Here is a 19,891-nt window from a genome sequence, read left to right as displayed (position 1 = left end):
GAGAGCGATCTCTATTAGTTACTCTCAGACTTGAATCTAAAATGCGAAAGCCCAATTTGTTTGATTATCAATAAAATATAATGAGGATGTTTTAATGTTTATTTCTCAGGCTCACGCAGCAGCAGAAGGCGCGCCAGCAGGCGGTGGTTTTGAAATGCTAATCATGCTTGGCATGTTCGCAGTGATCTTTTACTTCATGATTTACCGTCCACAAGCGAAACGCGTAAAAGAACACAAAAACCTAATGGCTTCTATGGGCAAAGGCGACGAAGTTTTAACTAGCGGTGGCCTAGTGGGTAAAATCACTAAGATTGCTGAAGACAATGACTACATTTCAATTGAGCTTAACGCGAACAATGAAGTAGTAATCAAGAAAGACTTCATCACTGCAGTGCTACCAAAAGGTACGCTTAAGTCTCTATAAAACAGCTAAAGGATCCTCGCTGTGCTAAACCGTTATCCATTATGGAAGTACTTGATGGTGCTTTTTGCCATCATCACCGCTGCGTTATACGCACTTCCAAATATCTACGGTGAAGATCCGGCTATTCAAGTTACAGGGGCGCGTGGCGCCTCTGTAGATATGTCAACGCTGGATGCTGTCACTACTGCTCTTAACAAAGAGCAACTTTCTCATAAATCCATTGCTCTCGAAGATGGATCAATTCTTGTTCGTTTTAACGACACTGACACACAAATCAGTGCTCGTGATGTCATCAGCGAAGCGCTAGGCAAAGACACAATTGTTGCACTTAACCTTGCACCTTCTACACCCGATTGGCTAGAAGCGATTGGCGCGTCACCATTGAAGCTAGGTCTTGACCTTCGCGGTGGTGTTCACTTCTTAATGGAAGTGGATATGGATGCAGCGATGGAAAAGCTTATTGGTCAACAAGAAGAAGCTTTCCGTAGCGAACTTCGTGACGCCAAGATTCGTTACCGTGCAATCCGCCCTTCTGGAAAAGAAGCGGTAGAAGTGTTGTTGCGTAACGAAGAGCAATTAGCAGAAGCGAAAGCAACGCTAGAAAAGAATCACCCGGACATGATTTTTGTCGATTCTGATTCAAATGGCCGTTACGCTCTTACTGCAACCTTTACTGAGCAACGTTTACAAGAGATCCGTAACTATGCTGTTGAGCAAAACATTACGATTTTACGTAATCGTGTCAACGAACTAGGTGTTGCGGAACCATTGGTTCAACGTCAAGGTGCTAGTCGCATTGTAGTTGAACTGCCTGGTGTTCAAGACACTGCTCGTGCAAAAGAAATTCTCGGAGCTACGGCAACGCTTGAATTCCGTGAAGTTGATGATAAAGCTGACCTATCGGCAGCGGCAAATGGTCGTGCGCCAGCAGGTAGTGAAATCAAGATGGACCGTGATGGTCGCCCAGTTGTGCTTAAGAAGCGCGTTATTCTTGGCGGTCAAAGCATCACAGATGCAAGCTCAAGTGTTGATGAATATGGTCGTCCACAAGTTAACATCTCGCTAGACAGCGAAGGTGGTAATAAGATGTCTGCGTTCTCTAAGAAGAACATTGGTAAGCTAATGGCTACCGTGTTTGCAGAATACAAAGACAGTGGCCGTCGTACGCCTGAAGGCAAAGTTATTCTGGATAAGCATGAAGAAGTCATCAACCAAGCAACGATTCAATCGGCTCTTGGTCGTAACTTCCGTATCACAGGTATCGACTCTGCTGCAGAAGCACACAACCTAGCACTTTTACTACGTGCTGGTGCACTGATTGCACCTATCTCTATCGTTGAAGAACGTACCATTGGTCCATCAATGGGCCAGCAAAACATCGATATGGGTATCCAAGCATGTATCTGGGGTATGGTTGCCGTAATGCTATTTACGCTGCTTTACTACCGCGGCTTTGGTTTGATTGCAAACATTGCTCTAATGGCAAACTTAGTGCTTATCATTGGTGTTATGTCGATGATTCCAGGCGCTACCATGACGCTTCCGGGGATAGCCGGTATCGTGTTAACAGTCGGTATGGCAGTTGATGCGAACGTACTGATCTTCGAGCGTATCCGTGAAGAAATTCGTGATGGACGTAGTCCACAACAAGCGATTCACCAAGGTTACGCGAATGCATTCAGCACGATTGCTGATGCGAACATCACAACACTAATTACTGCAATCATTCTATTTGCGGTCGGTACAGGTGCGGTGAAAGGTTTCGCAGTTACTCTATCTATCGGTATCTTAACTTCAATGTTCACCGCCATTATTGGTACACGTTGTATCGTGAACCTGATCTACGGTGGCAAACGCGTTGATAAATTGTCGATCTAAGGCTGGGAATTAATATGTTTCAAATTCTAAAAGCAGAGAAGACGATCGGCTTTATGCGTTGGTCGAAAGTAGCATTCGTTTTTTCAATTATAATGATTGCTGCTTCTATCTTCACTTTGTCAACCAAGTGGCTTAATTGGGGTCTAGATTTCACTGGCGGTACTCTTATCGAGGTCGGTTTTGAACAGCCAGCAAACCTTGAAGAGATTCGTGCAGCACTAGATTCAAAAGGCTTTGGCGATGCGACAGTACAAAACTTCGGTAGTGCTCGTGAAGTCATGGTTCGTCTTCGTCCACGTGATGACGTTTCTGGTGAAACGCTAGGTAACCAAATCATTGGTGCTATCAAAGATGGTACTGGCGAAAGCGTAGAAATGCGTCGTATTGAGTTCGTAGGTCCCAACGTTGGTGATGAGCTAACAGAAGCTGGTGGTCTAGCGATCTTGGTATCGCTGATCTGTATTCTGCTTTATGTATCGATGCGATTTGAATGGCGTCTAGCGGCTGGTGCGGTAATGGCATTGGCTCACGATATAATTATCACGCTAGGTGTCTTCTCGTTTCTACAAATTGAAGTTGACCTGACTATCGTAGCTGCGCTACTGACGGTTGTGGGCTACTCACTCAACGATACCATCGTTGTATTTGACCGGATTCGTGAAAACTTCCGTAAGATGCGTAAGGGTGAACCTTCAGACATTATGGACGCCTCAATCACTCAAACGTTGAGCCGTACATTGATTACATCTGGTACGACGTTGTTCGTGGTAATTGCACTGTTCATGCAGGGTGGTGCTATGATTCACGGCTTTGCAACCGCACTTTTACTCGGTATCACTGTAGGTACTTACTCTTCTATCTACGTAGCATCAGCACTGGCTCTAAAACTGGGTATCCAGAAAGAGCACTTGATGCCACCTCAAGTAGAAAAAGAGGGTGCAGAGTTCGACGAAATGCCATAAGGCAGATTGAGAACCGAAAACAAAAACCGCTGAACAATCAGCGGTTTTTTTATGCCTGATAGATTTGAAAGTTTCATTTTTTTTTGAGGTACTTCCAGCTTGAATTGTAGTTTTTTGATTGAGTTGAATATCGGAAGTATGTTCAACAATTTCGGGAGGAAATAATGTCAAGGCAAGCTGAAATAAAAGTACAGTTACTGAAGTTTGTAGAGATTTCTTACAAGCACAATAAAGGTGTTACCACCAAGCTAGTTACTGGAGGGAAAAGGTTCAAGTTAGCAGTTGATGAGTCAGGTAAAGTAACTTTATCTGGTGAGCTTGGATTTACTAAGTTTGAAGTTTCAAAAGAAATGGTTGAAGAGCTGGGCATAAAATTAAAAGCCGTTTCTGTTACTTTTAAAACTACTCGTGATGGTGTTTTGACATACAGTGGGAGTGTTTCTCTTTTTGGTGTTGTTTCCTTTGGAGTTACTGGGCAGGTAAATGTCCGTGAGCTTTTAGAGCAGTGCGAGTGGGGGCTTTGTAAGTACAGATTTAAGCCGAGTAAAATTGATCAAGCGCTCCGTGAAGCTGGGGTTTAGTTGGTTATGCTAAATAGAATTCTACCTATTCCGGTTTTACTAAGTGTTTCAACGCCCTGCATCGCAAGTCCACTCCACGATACTTACCTTGATATACGTAATAATTTATACAAGATGCAGTATATAGAGGTGGTAGAAGCTATGGCAGGACCAAATCTATCGATTGAAGAGCTGAACAGTATTAAGTCTCACCCAATAAAATTTGGTCATCAATTTCCATTTTTATCATCTATCCCATCAAGTTTGGTTACAGAGCTGTCTTACTTTGAAGAGTACAGTGAGGATGGAGGAGTTGGATGTCTTTCTGTAAACGGCTTTGGTGATGTATACCAGCCAGTCACGGTTTCGCTGCAGTTTTTAATGAAGGAACAAATATGGAAGGTTAAGCACGTAAAAATAGACCACTTATCTGACTACGACCGTTTCTACAAACAGGCTGATTGTTCGAAATAAAAAAGCCCCGCTCAATGAGCGGGGCTTTCTAAAGTCATCAGCGTGACGGGCTATATATGACTTTCAAATCTTACTTAAGGATCGCGCTGTTACCGTTTTCGCGGATGTGCTTAAGGATAGATTTTACGCCACGAGCGCTTGAAGCAACGATGTTACCAGACTTCATGTAGTCAGTGCCGCCAGCAAAGTCTGTTAGGATTGCGCCAGCTTCACGAGCAATAAGCTCACCTGCTGCCATATCCCAAGGTTTTAGGCCTAGCTCGAAGTAACCATCAACACGGCCAGCAGCCACGTAACAAAGGTCAAGAGCAGCAGAGCCGCTACGACGGAAATCAGCACATTCAGTGAATAGCGCACCAACGATCTTGATGTAAGACTCAGCGTGTTGTTTCTGCTTGAATGGGAAGCCTGTTGCTAGAACAGTACCTTGAAGGTCTTTTAGTTGAGCAACACGAATACGTGCACTGTTTAGTTGAGCGCCGGCACCGCGTTGTGCAGTGAATAGCTCGTTTTGCATTGGATCGTAAACACAAGCAACTTCAGTTTTGCCCTTAATACGAACAGCGATAGAAACCGCGAAAGTTGGGTAACCTTTTACAAAGTTAGTGGTGCCATCCAGTGGGTCGATGATCCATTGTACGTCTTTATCTTTACCTTCGATAAGACCTTGTTCTTCAGCAACGATACAGTGCTCAGGGTAAGACTGCTTGATAGTATCGATGATGATGTATTCTGCTTCTTTGTCTACGTTAGTGACAAAGTCATTAGTGCCTTTAAGAGTAGATTCTACTTTATCAGTGTTTTCTAATGATTTAGCAATATGATTGCCTGCCTTTCGCGCAGCGCGAATAGCAATGTTTAGCATTGGATGCATACGAATTTCCCAACGGATGTTAAAGAACAAATGAAAGCGGCGGCGAGTATACCAGAGATAATCAAAAAGGGAAGTGGTTATTTTTTACTCTAATTGCGGCCGGCTGAGTGTACAGATCATACTGCGGACGAGAACAATAACCAAGAATGAGAAGAGAGGTCTGCTTGCCTCTAGGGTGTCTTAAAAAACTATGATAACATTCTGCGGTTTTAATTTAGGTAGCAAACACAGATGTTGGATCAAGTAAAAATTGTACTCGTAGGTACCTCTCATTCAGGCAATATTGGCTCAGCAGCTCGAGCAATGAAAGTGATGGGTTTAAACCAACTAGTATTAGTCGATCCACAATGTGAAGTGGATGAACAAACTCTTGCTTTAGCTGCGGGTGCTGGTGATATTGCTCAAAATGCAAAGATTGTCGGCACATTAGAAGAAGCGGTTGAAGATTGTGGCCTTGTTGTGGGTTCTAGCGCCCGCTCTCGTACATTAGAATGGCCAATGCTCGAGCCACGTGAATGCGGTGAGAAATTTGCAGTTGAAGGCCGAAAGCATCCGGTTGCGCTCGTGTTTGGCCGAGAAAGAACTGGTTTGACAAACGAAGAGCTACAAAAGTGCCACTACCATGTTTGTATTCCCGCTAATCCTGAGTACAGCTCGCTTAACCTAGCGATGGCTGTACAAACTCTCAGTTACGAAGTGCGAGTTGCACACTTGAACTTAGAGCAAAGCCAGTTTTCCCCAAATGAATCGGAAGAATACCCGCGTCATCGAGAACTCGAATTGTTCTTCGAGCATCTTGAAAAGGTGATGGTTGAGACCCAGTTTATTAACAAAGAGCAACCTGGACAGGTGATGAATAAGTTGCGCCGTTTGTTCTCTCGTGCTCGACCAGAAACCCAAGAACTTAATATTCTACGAGGCGTTTTGACTTCGATAGAAAAGAAGTTCTGAGTGAATAATAACCACTTTAGATGTGAGGATGAATACCTGAGTAAAATGGTCAAATAAATACTTGACCAAATTACTCAGGTATGGAAAAATCTTAACCATTACAAACCATGTGGATACGGTGTGGTATGAAACTTACATCTAAAGGAAGATATGCGGTGACAGCCATGCTGGATGTGGCACTGCATTCGCAACAAAACCCTGTACCTCTGGCTGATATTTCAGAGCGTCAAGGGATCTCGCTCTCTTACTTAGAGCAGCTATTTTCAAAATTGCGTAAAGCAGGTCTCGTTGCCAGCGTTCGTGGTCCTGGTGGTGGTTACCGACTTGGTGCCGACGCTCACAGTATCGCTATTGGTACCGTGATTGCTGCCGTTGATGAGTCAGTAGATGCAACCAAATGCCAAGGTAAAGGAGATTGCCAAGGTGGAACACGTTGCCTTACTCACACGCTGTGGCGTGACCTAAGCTCTCGCATTAGTGACTTTTTGAATAACATCACTCTTGGTGAGTTGATGACAGACAATGAAGTACTCGAAATTTCTGATCGTCAGGACATTGATCTGGCGGTAACCCATGGGCTATCAAACAAAAATACAACCGCCGCGCCCATCGGTGTAAACGTCCGCTCTTAGCGGTCAGCTTTTTACATTGGAGTAGAGAATGAAACTGCCGATTTATCTTGATTATTCCGCTACATGTCCAGTTGATCCACGTGTTGCTGAAAAAATGGTTCAGTACATGACAATGGATGGCACATTTGGCAACCCAGCGTCACGTTCGCACCGTTACGGCTGGCAGGCAGAAGAAGCGGTCGATACTGCTCGTGAGCAAATTGCTGACCTTCTAAATGCAGATCCTCGCGAAATCGTATTTACATCTGGTGCGACAGAATCAGACAACCTTGCGATTAAAGGTGCAGCGCACTTTTACTCGAAGAAAGGCAAGCACGTAATCACTTGTAAAACAGAGCACAAAGCCGTTCTTGACCCATGTCGTCAACTTGAGCGTGAAGGCTTTGAAGTGACTTACCTTGAGCCAGAATCAAATGGCTTGATCGATCTAGAGAAGCTTAGAGCAGCCATGCGTGATGACACCGTGCTTGTGTCTATTATGCATGTAAACAACGAGATTGGTGTGGTTCAAGACATTACAGCGATCGGCGAACTGTGCCGTGAGCGTAAAATTGTTTTCCACGTGGACGCTGCGCAATCTGCAGGTAAATTACCAATCGACGTTCAAGAGATGAAAGTTGATCTAATTTCACTTTCTGCTCACAAAGTTTACGGTCCTAAAGGTATCGGTGCACTTTACGTACGTCGTAAGCCTCGTATTCGTCTTGAAGCGCAAATGCACGGTGGCGGTCATGAGCGTGGTTTCCGCTCTGGTACACTACCTACTCACCAAATCGTAGGCATGGGTGAAGCATTCCGCATTGCAAAAGAAGACATGCAAAAAGATTACGATCATGCTTTAGCGCTTCGTAACCGTCTTTTTGATGGCGTGAAAGACTTAGAAGCAGTGACGGTAAACGGTGACTTTGAGCAGCGTGTACCACACAACCTAAACATCAGTTTCGCATTCGTAGAAGGTGAATCACTACTAATGTCGCTTAAAGATCTAGCGGTATCTTCTGGTAGTGCTTGTACGTCTGCAAGCCTTGAGCCTTCTTACGTTCTTCGTGCCCTAGGCATGGATGACGAATTGGCTCACAGCTCGGTTCGTTTCTCGTTTGGTCGTTTCACGACTGAAGAAGAAATTGATTACGCAATTGAACAAATCCGCGTTGCAGTGACTAAGCTACGCGACATGTCTCCTCTATGGGATATGTACAAAGAAGGGATTGATTTGAGCACTGTTGAATGGGCTCACCATTAATCTCAGGGATTGAAATAGAGGATTCGAGGTAATTTATCATGGCATACAGCGAAAAAGTAATTGATCACTACGAGAACCCACGTAACGTTGGTTCATTCGATAAAGAAGATCCATCAGTAGGTAGCGGCATGGTTGGCGCTCCTGCGTGTGGTGACGTAATGAAGCTTCAAATCAAAGTGACACCTGAAGGTATCATCGAAGATGCGAAGTTCAAAACATACGGTTGTGGTAGTGCAATCGCATCAAGCTCACTAGTAACTGAGTGGGTAAAAGGTAAGTCAGTTGATGAAGCGGCAGCAATTAAAAACTCTGAGATTGCTGAAGAGCTAGAGCTTCCACCAGTGAAAGTTCACTGTTCTATTCTTGCTGAAGATGCAATCAAAGCAGCGGTTGCTGACTACAAGAAAAAACACCAAGAATAATTATTCCGTAATATAATGGGAGCTTTGACGCTCCCATTCCAATCGAAATTTAGACAGACTAAGGTGCAGTATGGCCATCACAATGACAGAATCAGCGGCAAGTCGCGTAAGAGCATTCCTAGATAACCGAGGCAAAGGTATCGGTTTACGTCTTGGAGTGAAGACGACTGGCTGTTCCGGCATGGCATACGTACTTGAGTTTGTTGATGAGCTCAATGAAGAAGACGAAGTATTTGAACTCTCTGGAGTGAAAATTATCATCGATCAAAAGAGCTTAGTGTACCTAGATGGTACTGAATTGGATTACGTGAAAGAAGGGTTGAATGAAGGTTTTGAATTCAACAACCCTAACGCGAAAAGTGAATGTGGTTGTGGTGAAAGCTTCAACGTCTAATTGATTGTCCTTCTGGGCAAACGAGTCCGGAAGGCTTTACTAGGACCCGAACTTAATGAATCACTTTGAATTATTTGGGCTACCAAGTCAGTTTAAGCTGGATGGTAGCCTTCTTTCTTCTCAGTTCCGAGAACTACAAAAACGCTTCCACCCGGATAACTTTGCAACGGGCTCAGAACGTGACCGTTTGATGGCGGTGCAAAAGGCGGCGCAAATCAACGATGCCTATCAAGTTCTGAAAAATCCTATTTCTCGCGCCGAGTATATCCTCGCAGAGCAAGGTGTTGAGATCCGAGGTGAACAGCAAACAATGCAAGATCCGATGTTCTTAATGGAGCAAATGGAACTGCGCGAAGAACTGGAAGAGATTGCTGACAAGTCCGATCCTGAATCGGCGCTTTTTGACTTCGACTCTAAGGTCAGCAAAATGTACAAACAGCATCTGGCAAGCGTCGAGCAAGAGCTTGATGATGGTCTATGGGCTGAAGCCGCAGACCGAGTTCGTAAGCTAAAATTCATTGCCAAACTAAAGAACGAAATTGAGCTAGTCGAAGACAAACTCCTCGGCTAGTAAGCGTGACAAGGACCTATCATGGCACTACTTCAAATCGCAGAACCGGGCCAAAGCTCGGCACCTCATGAGCATAAGTTAGCAGCGGGTATCGACTTAGGTACTACCAACTCTTTGGTTGCTTCTGTACGTAGCGGCGATGCAACTCCACTTGCGGACGAGCAGGGCCGTACTATTTTACCTTCAGTCGTTAATTACGCTGAGGAAACGTTAACGGTCGGCCACGAAGCCAAAGCCAAAGCAGAGTTTGAACCAGAGAACACGATTATCTCTGTAAAACGTTTGATCGGTCGTTCATTAAAGGACATTCAGTCCCGTTACTCTTCACTTCCTTATCGTTTTAAAGAGAGTGAAAACGGCCTGCCAATTTTGCAAACACCTCAAGGTGACAAAAACCCGATTGAAGTATCTGCGGACATCCTAAAAGTATTGGGTAAGCGAGCTGAAGATACGTTAGGTGGTGAGTTAGCAGGTGTCGTTATTACCGTTCCTGCTTACTTTGATGACGCGCAACGTGCAGGTACAAAAGATGCGGCGAAATTAGCTGGTCTTCATGTTCTCCGTCTACTTAACGAACCAACCGCTGCGGCAATTGCTTATGGCCTAGACTCAGGTCAAGAAGGTGTGATTGCGGTTTACGATCTAGGTGGCGGTACTTTTGATATCTCTATCCTACGTTTATCGAAAGGCGTATTTGAAGTATTAGCAACAGGTGGCGACTCTGCATTAGGCGGTGACGACTTCGACCATTTATTTGCCGATTATTTAATGGAGCAAGCGGGTCTAGAAGCGCCGCTTTCTGCAGAAAAGAACCGTACACTGTTGAACATTGCTACTGAAGCTAAGATTGCTTTCTCTGAGCAAGACAGTGTTGACGTTGACGTTTTTGGCTGGAAAGGCACCGTGACTCGCGAGCAGTTCGAAGATCTGATTCGTCCGCTAGTGAAGAAAACACTGATGTCTTGTCGTCGCGCATTAAAAGATGCGGATGTCGACGCAGATGAAGTACTCGAGGTCGTCATGGTTGGCGGCTCAACCCGTACATTGTTGGTTCGTGAAATGGTAGGCGAGTTTTTTGGTCGCACACCTCTGACAAGCATTAACCCAGATGAAGTTGTTGCAATCGGTGCGGGTATTCAAGCTGATATCCTAGCGGGTAACAAACCTGACTCTGAAATGTTGCTTCTTGATGTGATTCCACTGTCGCTCGGTATTGAAACCATGGGTGGTTTGGTCGAGAAGATCATCCCCCGCAACACTACGATTCCCGTTGCGCGTGCGCAAGAATTTACCACATTCAAAGATGGCCAAACGGCGATGAGTGTTCATGTGGTACAAGGTGAACGTGAAATGGTTGATGACTGTCGTTCACTTGCTCGCTTCTCGTTAAAAGGTATTCCTCCGATGGCAGCGGGTGCGGCACATATTCGCGTGACTTACCAAGTTGACGCAGATGGCCTTCTTTCTGTTACGGCAATGGAGAAGAGCACTGGTGTTCAATCAGAGATTCAAGTAAAACCTTCTTACGGCTTAAGTGACAATGAAGTGGCGGATATGTTGCGTGATTCAATGACGCACGCAAAAGAAGACATGCAAGCTCGTGCCTTAGCTGAGCAGCGTGTTGAAGCCGACCGAGTGATAGAAGGTTTGATTGCAGCGATGCAAGCTGATGGTGATGACTTACTATCAGAACAAGAGAAACAAAACTTGATTAAAGCCATCGAAGCCTTGATTGAGCTGCGTAATGGTGATGATGCAGATGCGATAGAGCAGGGCATTAAAGATACCGATAAAGCGAGCCAAGATTTCGCATCACGCCGTATGGATAAATCGATTCGAGCTGCGTTGTCAGGTCAATCAGTAGACGATATATAAGAGATAAGTAGTTATGCCTAAGATTATTGTATTACCACACGACGATTTGTGCCCAGAAGGTGCAGTGTTGGAAGCAAACTCTGGTGACACCGTTCTAGACGTAGCGCTAAAAAACGGTATCGGTATTGAACATGCGTGTGAGAAGTCATGTGCGTGTACTACCTGCCACGTAATCATCCGTGAAGGTTTTGATTCACTCGAAGAAAGTGAAGAACTAGAAGACGACATGCTAGATAAAGCGTGGGGTCTAGAGCCTGAGTCACGCCTAGGGTGTCAGGCGAGAATTGCTGATGAAGACTTGGTGGTAGAAATTCCTAAATACACACTAAACCACGCTTCAGAAGATCACTAAAACTATCTTCCCAATATAGGGAAGAAGCAAAAGGAAGATGAGCAATGAAATGGACAGATTCTCGCGATATCGCGATTGAACTTTGTGACAAGTTTCCAGATGTCGATCCAAAAACAGTGCGTTTTACCGATCTTCATCAATGGATCATGGAGTTAGATGAGTTTGACGATGAGCCAAACCGTTCTAATGAAAAGATTCTAGAAGCCGTTATCATGTGCTGGATGGACGAAGCAGACTAAGTCTGTAAAACACAGCCTAGTTAACAATTCTTACTAAAAAAAGCGGACCTTTAGGTCCGTTTTTTTATCCAATTGACATTTTTGCCCTACATAATGCTAACATCCGTGAGTTATTAAAAAGAAGCAGCGTAGGCAACGCTGCTATAAGACAAGGAGAAACCATGTCTACACAGATGTCTGTATTTTTAAGTCAAGAGTCGGCAGCACCACATTGGGGTGAAAAAGCACTGCTTTCATTCGCTGAAAACGGCGCAACTATTCACTTAGGTGAAGGTCATGATCTCGGCGCAATTCAACGTGCAGCTCGTCAGCTAGATGGCCAAGGAATTCGTTCTATTTTTCTTTCTGGTGATAACTGGGATCTAGAGAGCGTATGGGCTTTCCACCAAGGGTTCCGTAACCCTAAAAAACATGGCTCAGTTGAGTGGGCAGCATTGTCTGATGAAGAGCAAGCAGAGCTTCAAGCTCGTATTACTTCGACTGATTTTACCCGCGATATTATCAACAAAACGGCAGAAGAAGTTGCTCCTCGTCAGCTAGCGACAATGGCTGCTGAATTCATCAAATCTGTTGCGCCGAAAGGCACGGTGACAGCTCGTATCGTCAAAGACAAAGACTTGTTGGCAGAAGGTTGGGAAGGTATTTACGCAGTAGGCCGTGGTTCTGAGCGTACTTCTGCGATGCTTCAGTTAGACTACAACCCAACTGGTGACGAAAACGCACCTGTATTCGCATGTCTTGTGGGTAAAGGCATCACCTTTGATTCCGGTGGTTACAGCTTGAAGCCTTCTACCTTCATGAGTGCAATGAAAGCAGATATGGGTGGCTCGGGTACTATAACTGGTGGCCTAGGATTAGCTATCTTGCGCGGTTTAAACAAGCGCGTAAAACTGATCTTGTGTTGTGCTGAGAACATGGTTTCTGGCCGTGCCCTTAAGCTTGGCGACATCATCACTTACAAAAACGGCAAAACCGTTGAGATTATGAATACCGACGCGGAAGGTCGCTTGGTGCTTGCAGACGGTCTTATCTACGCCAGTGAGCAAAAGCCTGAGTTAATCATTGACTGCGCGACGTTAACAGGCGCAGCGAAGAATGCGTTAGGTAACGATTACCATGCGCTAATGAGCTTTGATGATGAGCTATCGCATCAAGCGCTTACGGCGGCAAACCAGGAAAAAGAAGGCTTGTGGCCGCTACCACTTGCTGATTTCCATCGAGAAATGCTGCCATCTAATTTTGCCGATTTATCGAATATCAGCTCTGGTGATTATTCTCCGGGTGCAAGTACTGCAGCTGCATTCTTGTCTTACTTCGTTGAGGACTACAAAAAAGGCTGGTTACATTTCGACTGTGCGGGTACGTATCGTAAAGCCGCTTCTGATAAATGGGCTGCGGGAGCAACGGGTATGGGGGTTCGTACACTTGCTCGTTTCCTCAATGAGCAAGCTGGAAAATAAGATTGATTGCAGCACTCTCTTGTTTGAGTGCTGCTCTTGCCCAGTAAGTCACTTTAAAAGCACAACTATTATTACAAGTACAGAAAGGAAATTTTATGGCTCTAGAAAGAACATTTTCAATCATTAAGCCTGATGCTGTAGAGCGAAACCTAATTGGTGAAATCTACAATCGTATTGAAAAGGCTGGCCTACGTATCATCGCTGCCAAAATGGTTCACCTGACAGAAGATCAGGCAAGCGGCTTTTATGCAGAGCATGAAGGTAAAGAGTTTTTCCCTCCTCTAAAAGAGTTCATGACATCTGGTCCTATTATGGTTCAGGTATTGGAAGGCGAAAATGCGATTGCACGTTACCGCGAGCTAATGGGTAAAACCAACCCAGAGGACGCGGCATGTGGCACTTTGCGTGCTGATTACGCACTCAGCATGCGTCACAATTCAGTTCATGGTTCCGATAGCCCTGAGTCTGCCGCTCGTGAAATTGAGTTTTTCTTCCCTGAATCAGAAGTTTTCTCTCGCTAACTCGTTCATGCATCACTTTTGCGTGATGATCTAGTTCGTAACAACCTCGGATTTGTCCGAGGTTTTTTATTCCGCGTTCTCCATTTCACCGGCGAGTTCATTCGTAATTATTCTCGAAGACGTTGGCTAATCTGAGCATCTTACAGGGGGGAAAGCTTAGTTAAGTGTGTTTGTTCTCACTGTTTTCTCTGTATCACTTCTACGCTTTTGCTGTCGGTTGTCTAATCATTATTCTCACCGTAAAGTCTGATTAAAATTTAATCGTTTTTATTTTAATGCCTTAGCAAACTCAGGGTCTTACACCCCTTGTTGTAGCTGCATAAAGGCTGTACAATTCGCGCCCTTATTCTTGTTTCAGTCATTGAGAGGCAACATGACCACTGAAAAAATCAATCTACTCGACTTTGATCGCAAAGGCATGCGTCAGTTTTTCGCGGAAGAACTTGGCGAGAAAGCGTTTCGTGCCGATCAGGTTATGAAGTGGATCTACCATTTCGGTGTAGATGACTTCGAAAAAATGACAAACATCAACAAGAAGCTGCGCGAAAAGCTTTTACACAAGTGTGAAATTAAAGCACCAACTGTAGCAGAAGCTCAGCATTCTTCAGACGGCACGATCAAGTGGGCAATGAAGGTTGGTGATCAGGATGTAGAAACGGTTTACATTCCAGAAGATGATCGCGCAACGCTTTGTGTATCTTCTCAAGTAGGTTGTGCATTGGAATGTAAGTTCTGCTCAACAGCACAGCAGGGCTTTAACCGTAACTTGAAAGTTTCAGAGATCATCGGTCAGGTGTGGCGTGCTGCACGTGAAATTGGTCTTGAGAAAGAAACAGGCCGTCGCCCAATTACGAACGTCGTGATGATGGGCATGGGTGAGCCGCTTCTTAATATGAAGAACTTGATTCCTGCATTGGAGTTAATGCTGGATGACCTTGGCTTTGGTTTGTCGAAGCGTCGCGTAACCGTATCAACATCAGGTGTCGTTTCTGGTCTTGATCAGATGACGGGCAAAATCGACGTTGCGTTAGCGATCTCTCTTCATGCGCCAAACGATAAGCTGCGTAGTGAAATCATGCCAATTAACGATCGTTGGGATATTCAAGATTTCCTAGCATCCGTTCGTCGTTACATTGCTTCATCGAATGCAAACCGTGGCAAGGTAACAGTCGAGTACGTGTTGCTTGATCATGTGAACGATGACATGGACCATGCTCGTGAACTGGCTGAATTGATGAAAGACACACCATGTAAGATTAACTTGATTCCGTTTAACCCGTACCCAGGTTCACCTTACAAGAAACCAAGTAACTCACGTATTGATCGCTTCCAAAAAACATTGATGCAATACGAGCACACAGTTACGGTTCGTAAAACACGTGGTGATGACATTGATGCCGCATGTGGTCAGTTGGTCGGTGATGTAATTGACCGAACTAAACGTACGGCAATGCTGAAAGCGTCACGCGGTGCCGATACCATTGAAGTGAAAGCTGTATAAACGACCGGAATTCAAAAATAGCCAGAGCCATTCGCTCTGGCTATTTTGTTTATTGTTTAGGACATTTTCGCCAAGATTTGGGACTATCACTCTTCAACCTAAGGTTATTTGGGTATAATTTCGAATTCCTTTGTCAAAGTTTGGACAAAAGCTTGAGCTATCTGTTAGTTTGAGTGTAAAGAGTTTTTGTCTTCGTTGCGCATTCGCTTATCATGATATGTAACACTAACGATGACACCGATAATTCTCAGCACTTTCTCACATACGTTTTGCTGATTTTTGCAAAACGGGTATTCGCACTCAGATCGCTGAGAGTTTCTTAAAATTATTATTTTTGGTTAACGCGTTTTGGCTAGCTATCTTTAAAGAGGCTTAAGAACAATAACGAAAATACATGACCACGTTAGCCACTAAAACAGATTAAATACCGCCATTATGACAGAACACGAAAATACGAATGAAGTGCCACTCTCTATTGAAGCTGGCACATTACTGAAAAACAAACGTGAATCCTTGGGAATGAGCCAAAAGCAAGTTGCCGACCGCCTGAGGCTTCGCATTTCTGTGATTGAAGATATTGAAAATAACCGATTTGAATCTCAACAAGTCGCGACATTTACGCGTGGTTACTTACGCTCTTACGCTAAATTCGTAGGTCTTGATGAGAAGGTGGTTTTGACGGCGTTAGAGCAGACTGCCGATGCTCAGCCTCAAGAGCAAGAAATTGAAATGCAAAGCTTCTCTCGTAAAACAAAAGACGAGAAGCACAATAGCCGTATTATGCTCCTTACTTGGGTTATCGGGCTAGTCATTATTGGCATTTCAGCTGCATGGTGGTGGCAAAACCAACAAGAGAATAGCCTAACTAAGGAAGTAACGGATTCAAGTGTTGAAGCGCCGCAGCCCACTGCTCAAGAATTAGCTGATATCGATTTGATGACGGCTGAAGAGTTAATCGCAAGCACTCCTGAAGAAGTTGCTTCAACTAATGAAGGTGTTGCTGAATTGACTGAAGCACCCGTTGAGCAAGGGGCGGATCCTTTGCTGACTGAAACTGAAAATACAACAAGCGTAGATTCTGAAGAACCTGTTGCCGTGATTGAAGCGGCGGAAGAGGAACAGCCTGCGCCAGTAGTACCTGAAGGCATGACACTTCTTACTATGAAGTTTAAAGCGGACTGTTGGATTCAAGTAAAAGACACCAATGGTAAAACGCTGGTAAGTGGTACTCATAAGCCAGGACAAGATGTAGAACTTACCGGAAAAGCGCCATTTAAAGTGATATTAGGCGCACCGGAAGGGGTTACAATGACATTTGCAAGTGAACCTGTCGACCTTTCTGGGTATACTTCAGGCAAAGTAGCTAGATTCACTCTACCGTTATAAAAAATTATGCAACACGAATCTCCAATTATTCGTCGTAAATCGACGCGTATTTATGTGGGTGATGTGCCAATTGGTGATGGTGCGCCAATTGCAGTACAGTCAATGACTAACACTCGCACGACTGACGTAGAAGCGACAGTCGCTCAAATCCGAGCACTAGAAAAAGTCGGCGCAGATATCGTTCGAGTTTCTGTACCTACGATGGACGCAGCAGAAGCTTTCAAACTGATTAAACAGCAAGTTTCTGTACCATTAGTGGCTGATATTCATTTCGACTATCGTATCGCGCTGAAAGTGGCGGAGTACGGAGTTGACTGTTTACGTATCAACCCAGGTAACATCGGCAATGAAGAGCGCATTCGCGCTGTTGTTGATTGCGCTCGCGATAAAAATATCCCGATCCGTATTGGTGTCAATGGTGGATCTTTGGAAAAAGATCTACAGATGAAATACGGTGAGCCTACGCCAGAAGCCTTGGTTGAATCGGCGATGCGTCACGTAGATCATCTCGATCGTCTTAACTTTGACCAATTTAAAGTTAGCGTGAAAGCTTCAGACGTTTTTCTTGCGGTGGATTCATATCGTCTGCTGGCGAAGAAAATCGATCAGCCTCTTCATTTAGGTATCACAGAGGCGGGTGGTGCTCGAGCTGGCGCTGTTAAGTCATCTGTTGGCTTAGGTATGCTGTTATCTGAAGGGATAGGCGATACGCTGCGTATCTCTTTGGCTGCCGATCCAGTTGAAGAAATCAAAGTCGGTTTCGACATCCTTAAATCTCTGCGCATTCGCTCTCGAGGCATCAACTTTATTGCGTGCCCAAGCTGCTCACGCCAAGAATTCGATGTGATTGGTACGGTGAATGCACTGGAGCAACGTTTAGAAGACATCATCACGCCAATGGATGTGTCTATCATCGGTTGTGTGGTAAACGGCCCTGGTGAAGCAGAAGTTTCTCACTTAGGTCTAGCAGGTAGTAACAAGAAGAGCGCATTCTACGAAGATGGTAAACGCCAGAAAGAGCGCTTTGATAACGATGACCTTGTGAATAAGCTAGAAGCTAAGATCCGTGCGAAAGCAGCTATGATGAATGGCGAAAACCGCATCGAAGTTAAAGTACAAGATTAATCTCAACGAGAATTACGGTAAGTATTGTGGCAAAAACAATTCAAGCAATTCGAGGCATGAACGATTGCCTCCCAACTCAGTCGCCACTGTGGCAAAAACTAGAAAACACAGTGAAAAATGTAATTAGCGCATACGGTTATAACGAAGTGCGCATGCCAATCGTTGAAGAAACAAACCTATTCAGCCGCGCTGTTGGTGAAGAAACAGACGTCGTTTCAAAAGAAATGTACACCTTTGATGACCGTAACGGCGACAGCCTAACACTTCGCCCTGAAGGTACGGCGGGTTGTGTACGTTCATGTATTCAAAACAGCCTTATCAACCGTGATGAACAGCGTCTGTGGTACATGGGGCCTATGTTCCGCCATGAACGTCCGCAGAAAGGTCGTTACCGTCAATTCCACCAGTGTGGTGTTGAGGTGTTTGGTCTAAATGGTCCAGATGTTGATGCAGAGCTTATCATGATGACGGCGCGTTTATGGCGTGAGCTAGGTATCAATGAACATGTTCGTCTTGAGCTGAACTCTATCGGTTCTCAAGAAGACCGCGCAGACTACCGTACTGCACTGGTTGCATTCCTTGAGCAACATATTGATGTGCTAGATGAAGATTGTAAGCGTCGCATGCACACGAACCCACTGCGTGTTCTGGATACGAAGAACCCAGACGTTCAAGCTATTTTAGGTGATGCGCCTCGCCTTTCAGATTACTTGGGTGAAGAATCTAAAGCACACTTCGCAGGTCTATGTGAACTTTTAGACGCTGCAGGTATCAAATACACAGTTAACGAACGTCTAGTTCGTGGTCTGGATTACTACAATCGCACGGTATTTGAGTGGATCACTGAGAGCCTAGGTGCTCAAGGCACTGTATGTGGCGGTGGTCGTTACGATGGCCTTGTAGAGCAATTAGGTGGTAAACCAACACCAGCGGTTGGCTTTGCAATGGGCCTAGAGCGTCTAGTACTGATGCTAGAAACGTTGGAACTGACAGACGTTCGTCGCAGTGTTGACGTGTACGTAGTCACTGCGGGTGAAGGCACCATGATGGCAGGAATGAAGCTAGCAGAACAGCTTCGCGAGTCTGTTCCAGGCGTTCGTGTGATGAATCACTTCGGTGGCGGTAACTTCAAGAAACAGTTTAAACGCGCAGACAAAGTTGGTGCTGTTGTAGCATTGGTTCTGGGCGAAAACGAAGTTGCGGATAACACTGTAGTACTGAAAGACTTAGCTGGTGGTGAGCAAGAGACTTACAACCAAGCAGAAGTTGCAGAAAAGATCGCAGCACTGATTTAAGTCTTTTAGTAATCTAACAAAATTACATCCTAGTTCGTAAGCTAAGGCTCCCAAATGTGGAGCCTTTAAACGAAATAGGAACAATGGCAGCTAAGCTGCCATTTACATGTTTTAAGAGGACAGGAAGTGGAACTTTACGATACTGAAGAACAACAAGTTGAAGCCATTAAAGACTGGTGGAAGGAAAACGGCAAAGCCGTCATCATCGGTGCGGTTGTTGGTTTAGGTGGTCTATTTGGCTGGCGTTACTACCAGGATTCTGTGATTCAGGCGAGTGAAGCAGCTTCTCAAAGCTACACGACAGCAATGAATGCTTTGCAAGACAAAGGCACTGATGCTCAAGCTGACGTGAAAGCTTTCATTGAGTCAAATGAAGTAAAAGAATATTCAGTATTGGCTGCACTACAACTTGCTAAAGCACAAGTTGAAGCTCAAGACCTTTCTGCTGCATTGGAGCAACTGAAGTGGGCGCAAAGCAACACTCAAGATGCTGCGTTGTTACCATTGATTAGTTACCGCATTGCGCGTATTGAGACGGAAATGGGTAACTTCGACGCTGCAACGGCAGAGCTAAGTAACGTCACTGATACAGCATGGACAGGTCGTATTGCTGAACTTCGTGGCGATATTGCGATTCGCCAAGGTGACAAAGATGCTGCGTACGCTGCGTATACTGAAGCTCAGCAAGCGGCAGATGCAAGCCCGACACTACAAATGAAATTGGACGATCTGGCGAAATAAGGACCGCATTG

Annotated in this window: 22 protein-coding genes; 21 read left to right on the top strand and 1 reads right to left on the bottom strand. The window is 44.9% G+C overall.

The window, feature by feature from the left end; translation table 11 throughout:
• Positions 1 to 94 precede the first annotated feature (94 nt).
• The 5 genes from yajC (at position 95) to R7093_RS16155 (ending at position 4,298) form a co-directional block, all read left to right on the top strand.
• A complete protein-coding gene (yajC, locus tag R7093_RS16175) occupies positions 95 to 424 on the top strand; it encodes a preprotein translocase subunit YajC (RefSeq protein WP_005381725.1) in 330 nt (109 codons plus the stop codon).
• Between the two features lie 21 nt (positions 425 to 445).
• Positions 446 to 2,302, top strand: a complete 1,857-nt coding sequence (gene secD, locus R7093_RS16170; RefSeq protein ID WP_080960089.1) for a protein translocase subunit SecD — start codon at positions 446 to 448, stop codon at positions 2,300 to 2,302.
• A 14-nt stretch (positions 2,303 to 2,316) separates the two neighbouring features.
• A complete protein-coding gene (gene secF, locus R7093_RS16165) occupies positions 2,317 to 3,264 on the top strand; it encodes a protein translocase subunit SecF (RefSeq protein WP_005383689.1) in 948 nt (315 codons plus the stop codon).
• A 164-nt stretch (positions 3,265 to 3,428) separates the two neighbouring features.
• Positions 3,429 to 3,845 (top strand): hypothetical protein, encoded by a 417-nt coding sequence (locus tag R7093_RS16160; RefSeq protein WP_017633921.1) that lies wholly within the window; start codon positions 3,429 to 3,431, stop codon positions 3,843 to 3,845.
• A 141-nt stretch (positions 3,846 to 3,986) separates the two neighbouring features.
• Positions 3,987 to 4,298, top strand: coding sequence for a hypothetical protein (locus R7093_RS16155; RefSeq protein WP_017633920.1), 312 nt, complete (start codon positions 3,987 to 3,989; stop codon positions 4,296 to 4,298).
• A gap of 70 nt (positions 4,299 to 4,368) precedes the next feature.
• Here R7093_RS16155 and suhB read toward each other — a convergent pair whose 3' ends face one another.
• Complete coding sequence (gene suhB, locus R7093_RS16150) at positions 4,369 to 5,172, bottom strand: inositol-1-monophosphatase (protein ID WP_005381722.1); 804 nt, start codon at positions 5,170 to 5,172, stop codon at positions 4,369 to 4,371.
• A 231-nt stretch (positions 5,173 to 5,403) separates the two neighbouring features.
• On the opposite strand from suhB, the gene trmJ reads away from it, so the two are divergent.
• The 16 genes from trmJ (at position 5,404) to R7093_RS16070 (ending at position 19,880) form a co-directional block, all read left to right on the top strand.
• Positions 5,404 to 6,123, top strand: a complete 720-nt coding sequence (trmJ, locus tag R7093_RS16145) for a tRNA (cytosine(32)/uridine(32)-2'-O)-methyltransferase TrmJ (protein ID WP_017633919.1) — start codon at positions 5,404 to 5,406, stop codon at positions 6,121 to 6,123.
• Positions 6,124 to 6,248: 125 nt separating this feature from the next.
• On the top strand, positions 6,249 to 6,755 hold the full coding sequence (gene iscR / locus R7093_RS16140; RefSeq protein ID WP_005381720.1) for a Fe-S cluster assembly transcriptional regulator IscR: 507 nt from the start codon (positions 6,249 to 6,251) through the stop codon (positions 6,753 to 6,755).
• Between the two features lie 28 nt (positions 6,756 to 6,783).
• Positions 6,784 to 7,998, top strand: a complete 1,215-nt coding sequence (locus R7093_RS16135; protein ID WP_005381719.1) for an IscS subfamily cysteine desulfurase — start codon at positions 6,784 to 6,786, stop codon at positions 7,996 to 7,998.
• A gap of 38 nt (positions 7,999 to 8,036) precedes the next feature.
• Positions 8,037 to 8,420, top strand: coding sequence for a Fe-S cluster assembly scaffold IscU (iscU, locus tag R7093_RS16130; RefSeq protein WP_005381718.1), 384 nt, complete (start codon positions 8,037 to 8,039; stop codon positions 8,418 to 8,420).
• A 70-nt stretch (positions 8,421 to 8,490) separates the two neighbouring features.
• Positions 8,491 to 8,814, top strand: a complete 324-nt coding sequence (gene iscA, locus R7093_RS16125; RefSeq protein WP_005381717.1) for an iron-sulfur cluster assembly protein IscA — start codon at positions 8,491 to 8,493, stop codon at positions 8,812 to 8,814.
• Between the two features lie 55 nt (positions 8,815 to 8,869).
• Positions 8,870 to 9,385, top strand: a complete 516-nt coding sequence (hscB, locus tag R7093_RS16120) for a co-chaperone HscB (RefSeq protein ID WP_033905803.1) — start codon at positions 8,870 to 8,872, stop codon at positions 9,383 to 9,385.
• A 21-nt stretch (positions 9,386 to 9,406) separates the two neighbouring features.
• The gene (gene hscA, locus R7093_RS16115; protein ID WP_017820567.1) at positions 9,407 to 11,260 is read left to right on the top strand and encodes a Fe-S protein assembly chaperone HscA; all 1,854 of its coding nucleotides are present in this window, start codon (positions 9,407 to 9,409) and stop codon (positions 11,258 to 11,260) included.
• A gap of 13 nt (positions 11,261 to 11,273) precedes the next feature.
• A complete protein-coding gene (fdx, locus tag R7093_RS16110; RefSeq protein WP_005381713.1) occupies positions 11,274 to 11,612 on the top strand; it encodes an ISC system 2Fe-2S type ferredoxin in 339 nt (112 codons plus the stop codon).
• Between the two features lie 44 nt (positions 11,613 to 11,656).
• Entirely contained in the window at positions 11,657 to 11,851 is a 195-nt protein-coding gene (iscX, locus tag R7093_RS16105) for a Fe-S cluster assembly protein IscX (RefSeq protein ID WP_005381711.1), read from the top strand.
• A 161-nt stretch (positions 11,852 to 12,012) separates the two neighbouring features.
• On the top strand, positions 12,013 to 13,311 hold the full coding sequence (gene pepB, locus R7093_RS16100) for an aminopeptidase PepB (protein ID WP_017633915.1): 1,299 nt from the start codon (positions 12,013 to 12,015) through the stop codon (positions 13,309 to 13,311).
• 95 nt (positions 13,312 to 13,406) lie between these two features.
• Complete coding sequence (gene ndk / locus R7093_RS16095) at positions 13,407 to 13,832, top strand: nucleoside-diphosphate kinase (RefSeq protein WP_005381702.1); 426 nt, start codon at positions 13,407 to 13,409, stop codon at positions 13,830 to 13,832.
• Positions 13,833 to 14,205: 373 nt separating this feature from the next.
• Positions 14,206 to 15,333 (top strand): bifunctional tRNA (adenosine(37)-C2)-methyltransferase TrmG/ribosomal RNA large subunit methyltransferase RlmN, encoded by a 1,128-nt coding sequence (locus R7093_RS16090; protein WP_017633913.1) that lies wholly within the window; start codon positions 14,206 to 14,208, stop codon positions 15,331 to 15,333.
• Between the two features lie 435 nt (positions 15,334 to 15,768).
• Positions 15,769 to 16,719, top strand: coding sequence for a cytoskeleton protein RodZ (rodZ, locus tag R7093_RS16085; RefSeq protein ID WP_005383707.1), 951 nt, complete (start codon positions 15,769 to 15,771; stop codon positions 16,717 to 16,719).
• 6 nt (positions 16,720 to 16,725) lie between these two features.
• Positions 16,726 to 17,844, top strand: coding sequence for a flavodoxin-dependent (E)-4-hydroxy-3-methylbut-2-enyl-diphosphate synthase (gene ispG / locus R7093_RS16080; protein WP_005381699.1), 1,119 nt, complete (start codon positions 16,726 to 16,728; stop codon positions 17,842 to 17,844).
• A 26-nt stretch (positions 17,845 to 17,870) separates the two neighbouring features.
• Positions 17,871 to 19,139 carry a histidine--tRNA ligase gene (hisS, locus tag R7093_RS16075; protein WP_005381698.1) on the top strand — a complete coding sequence of 423 codons (1,269 nt, stop codon included), beginning with the start codon at positions 17,871 to 17,873 and terminating at the stop codon, positions 19,137 to 19,139.
• Positions 19,140 to 19,265: 126 nt separating this feature from the next.
• Positions 19,266 to 19,880: a YfgM family protein gene (locus tag R7093_RS16070; protein WP_005381697.1), complete on the top strand. Its 615-nt coding sequence runs from the start codon at positions 19,266 to 19,268 to the stop codon at positions 19,878 to 19,880.
• The last annotated feature ends 11 nt before the right edge of the window (positions 19,881 to 19,891 follow it).

This window comes from Vibrio sp. 1580 (genome assembly GCF_033340055.1).
This window is presented reverse-complemented; position numbering and strand designations above follow the sequence as displayed.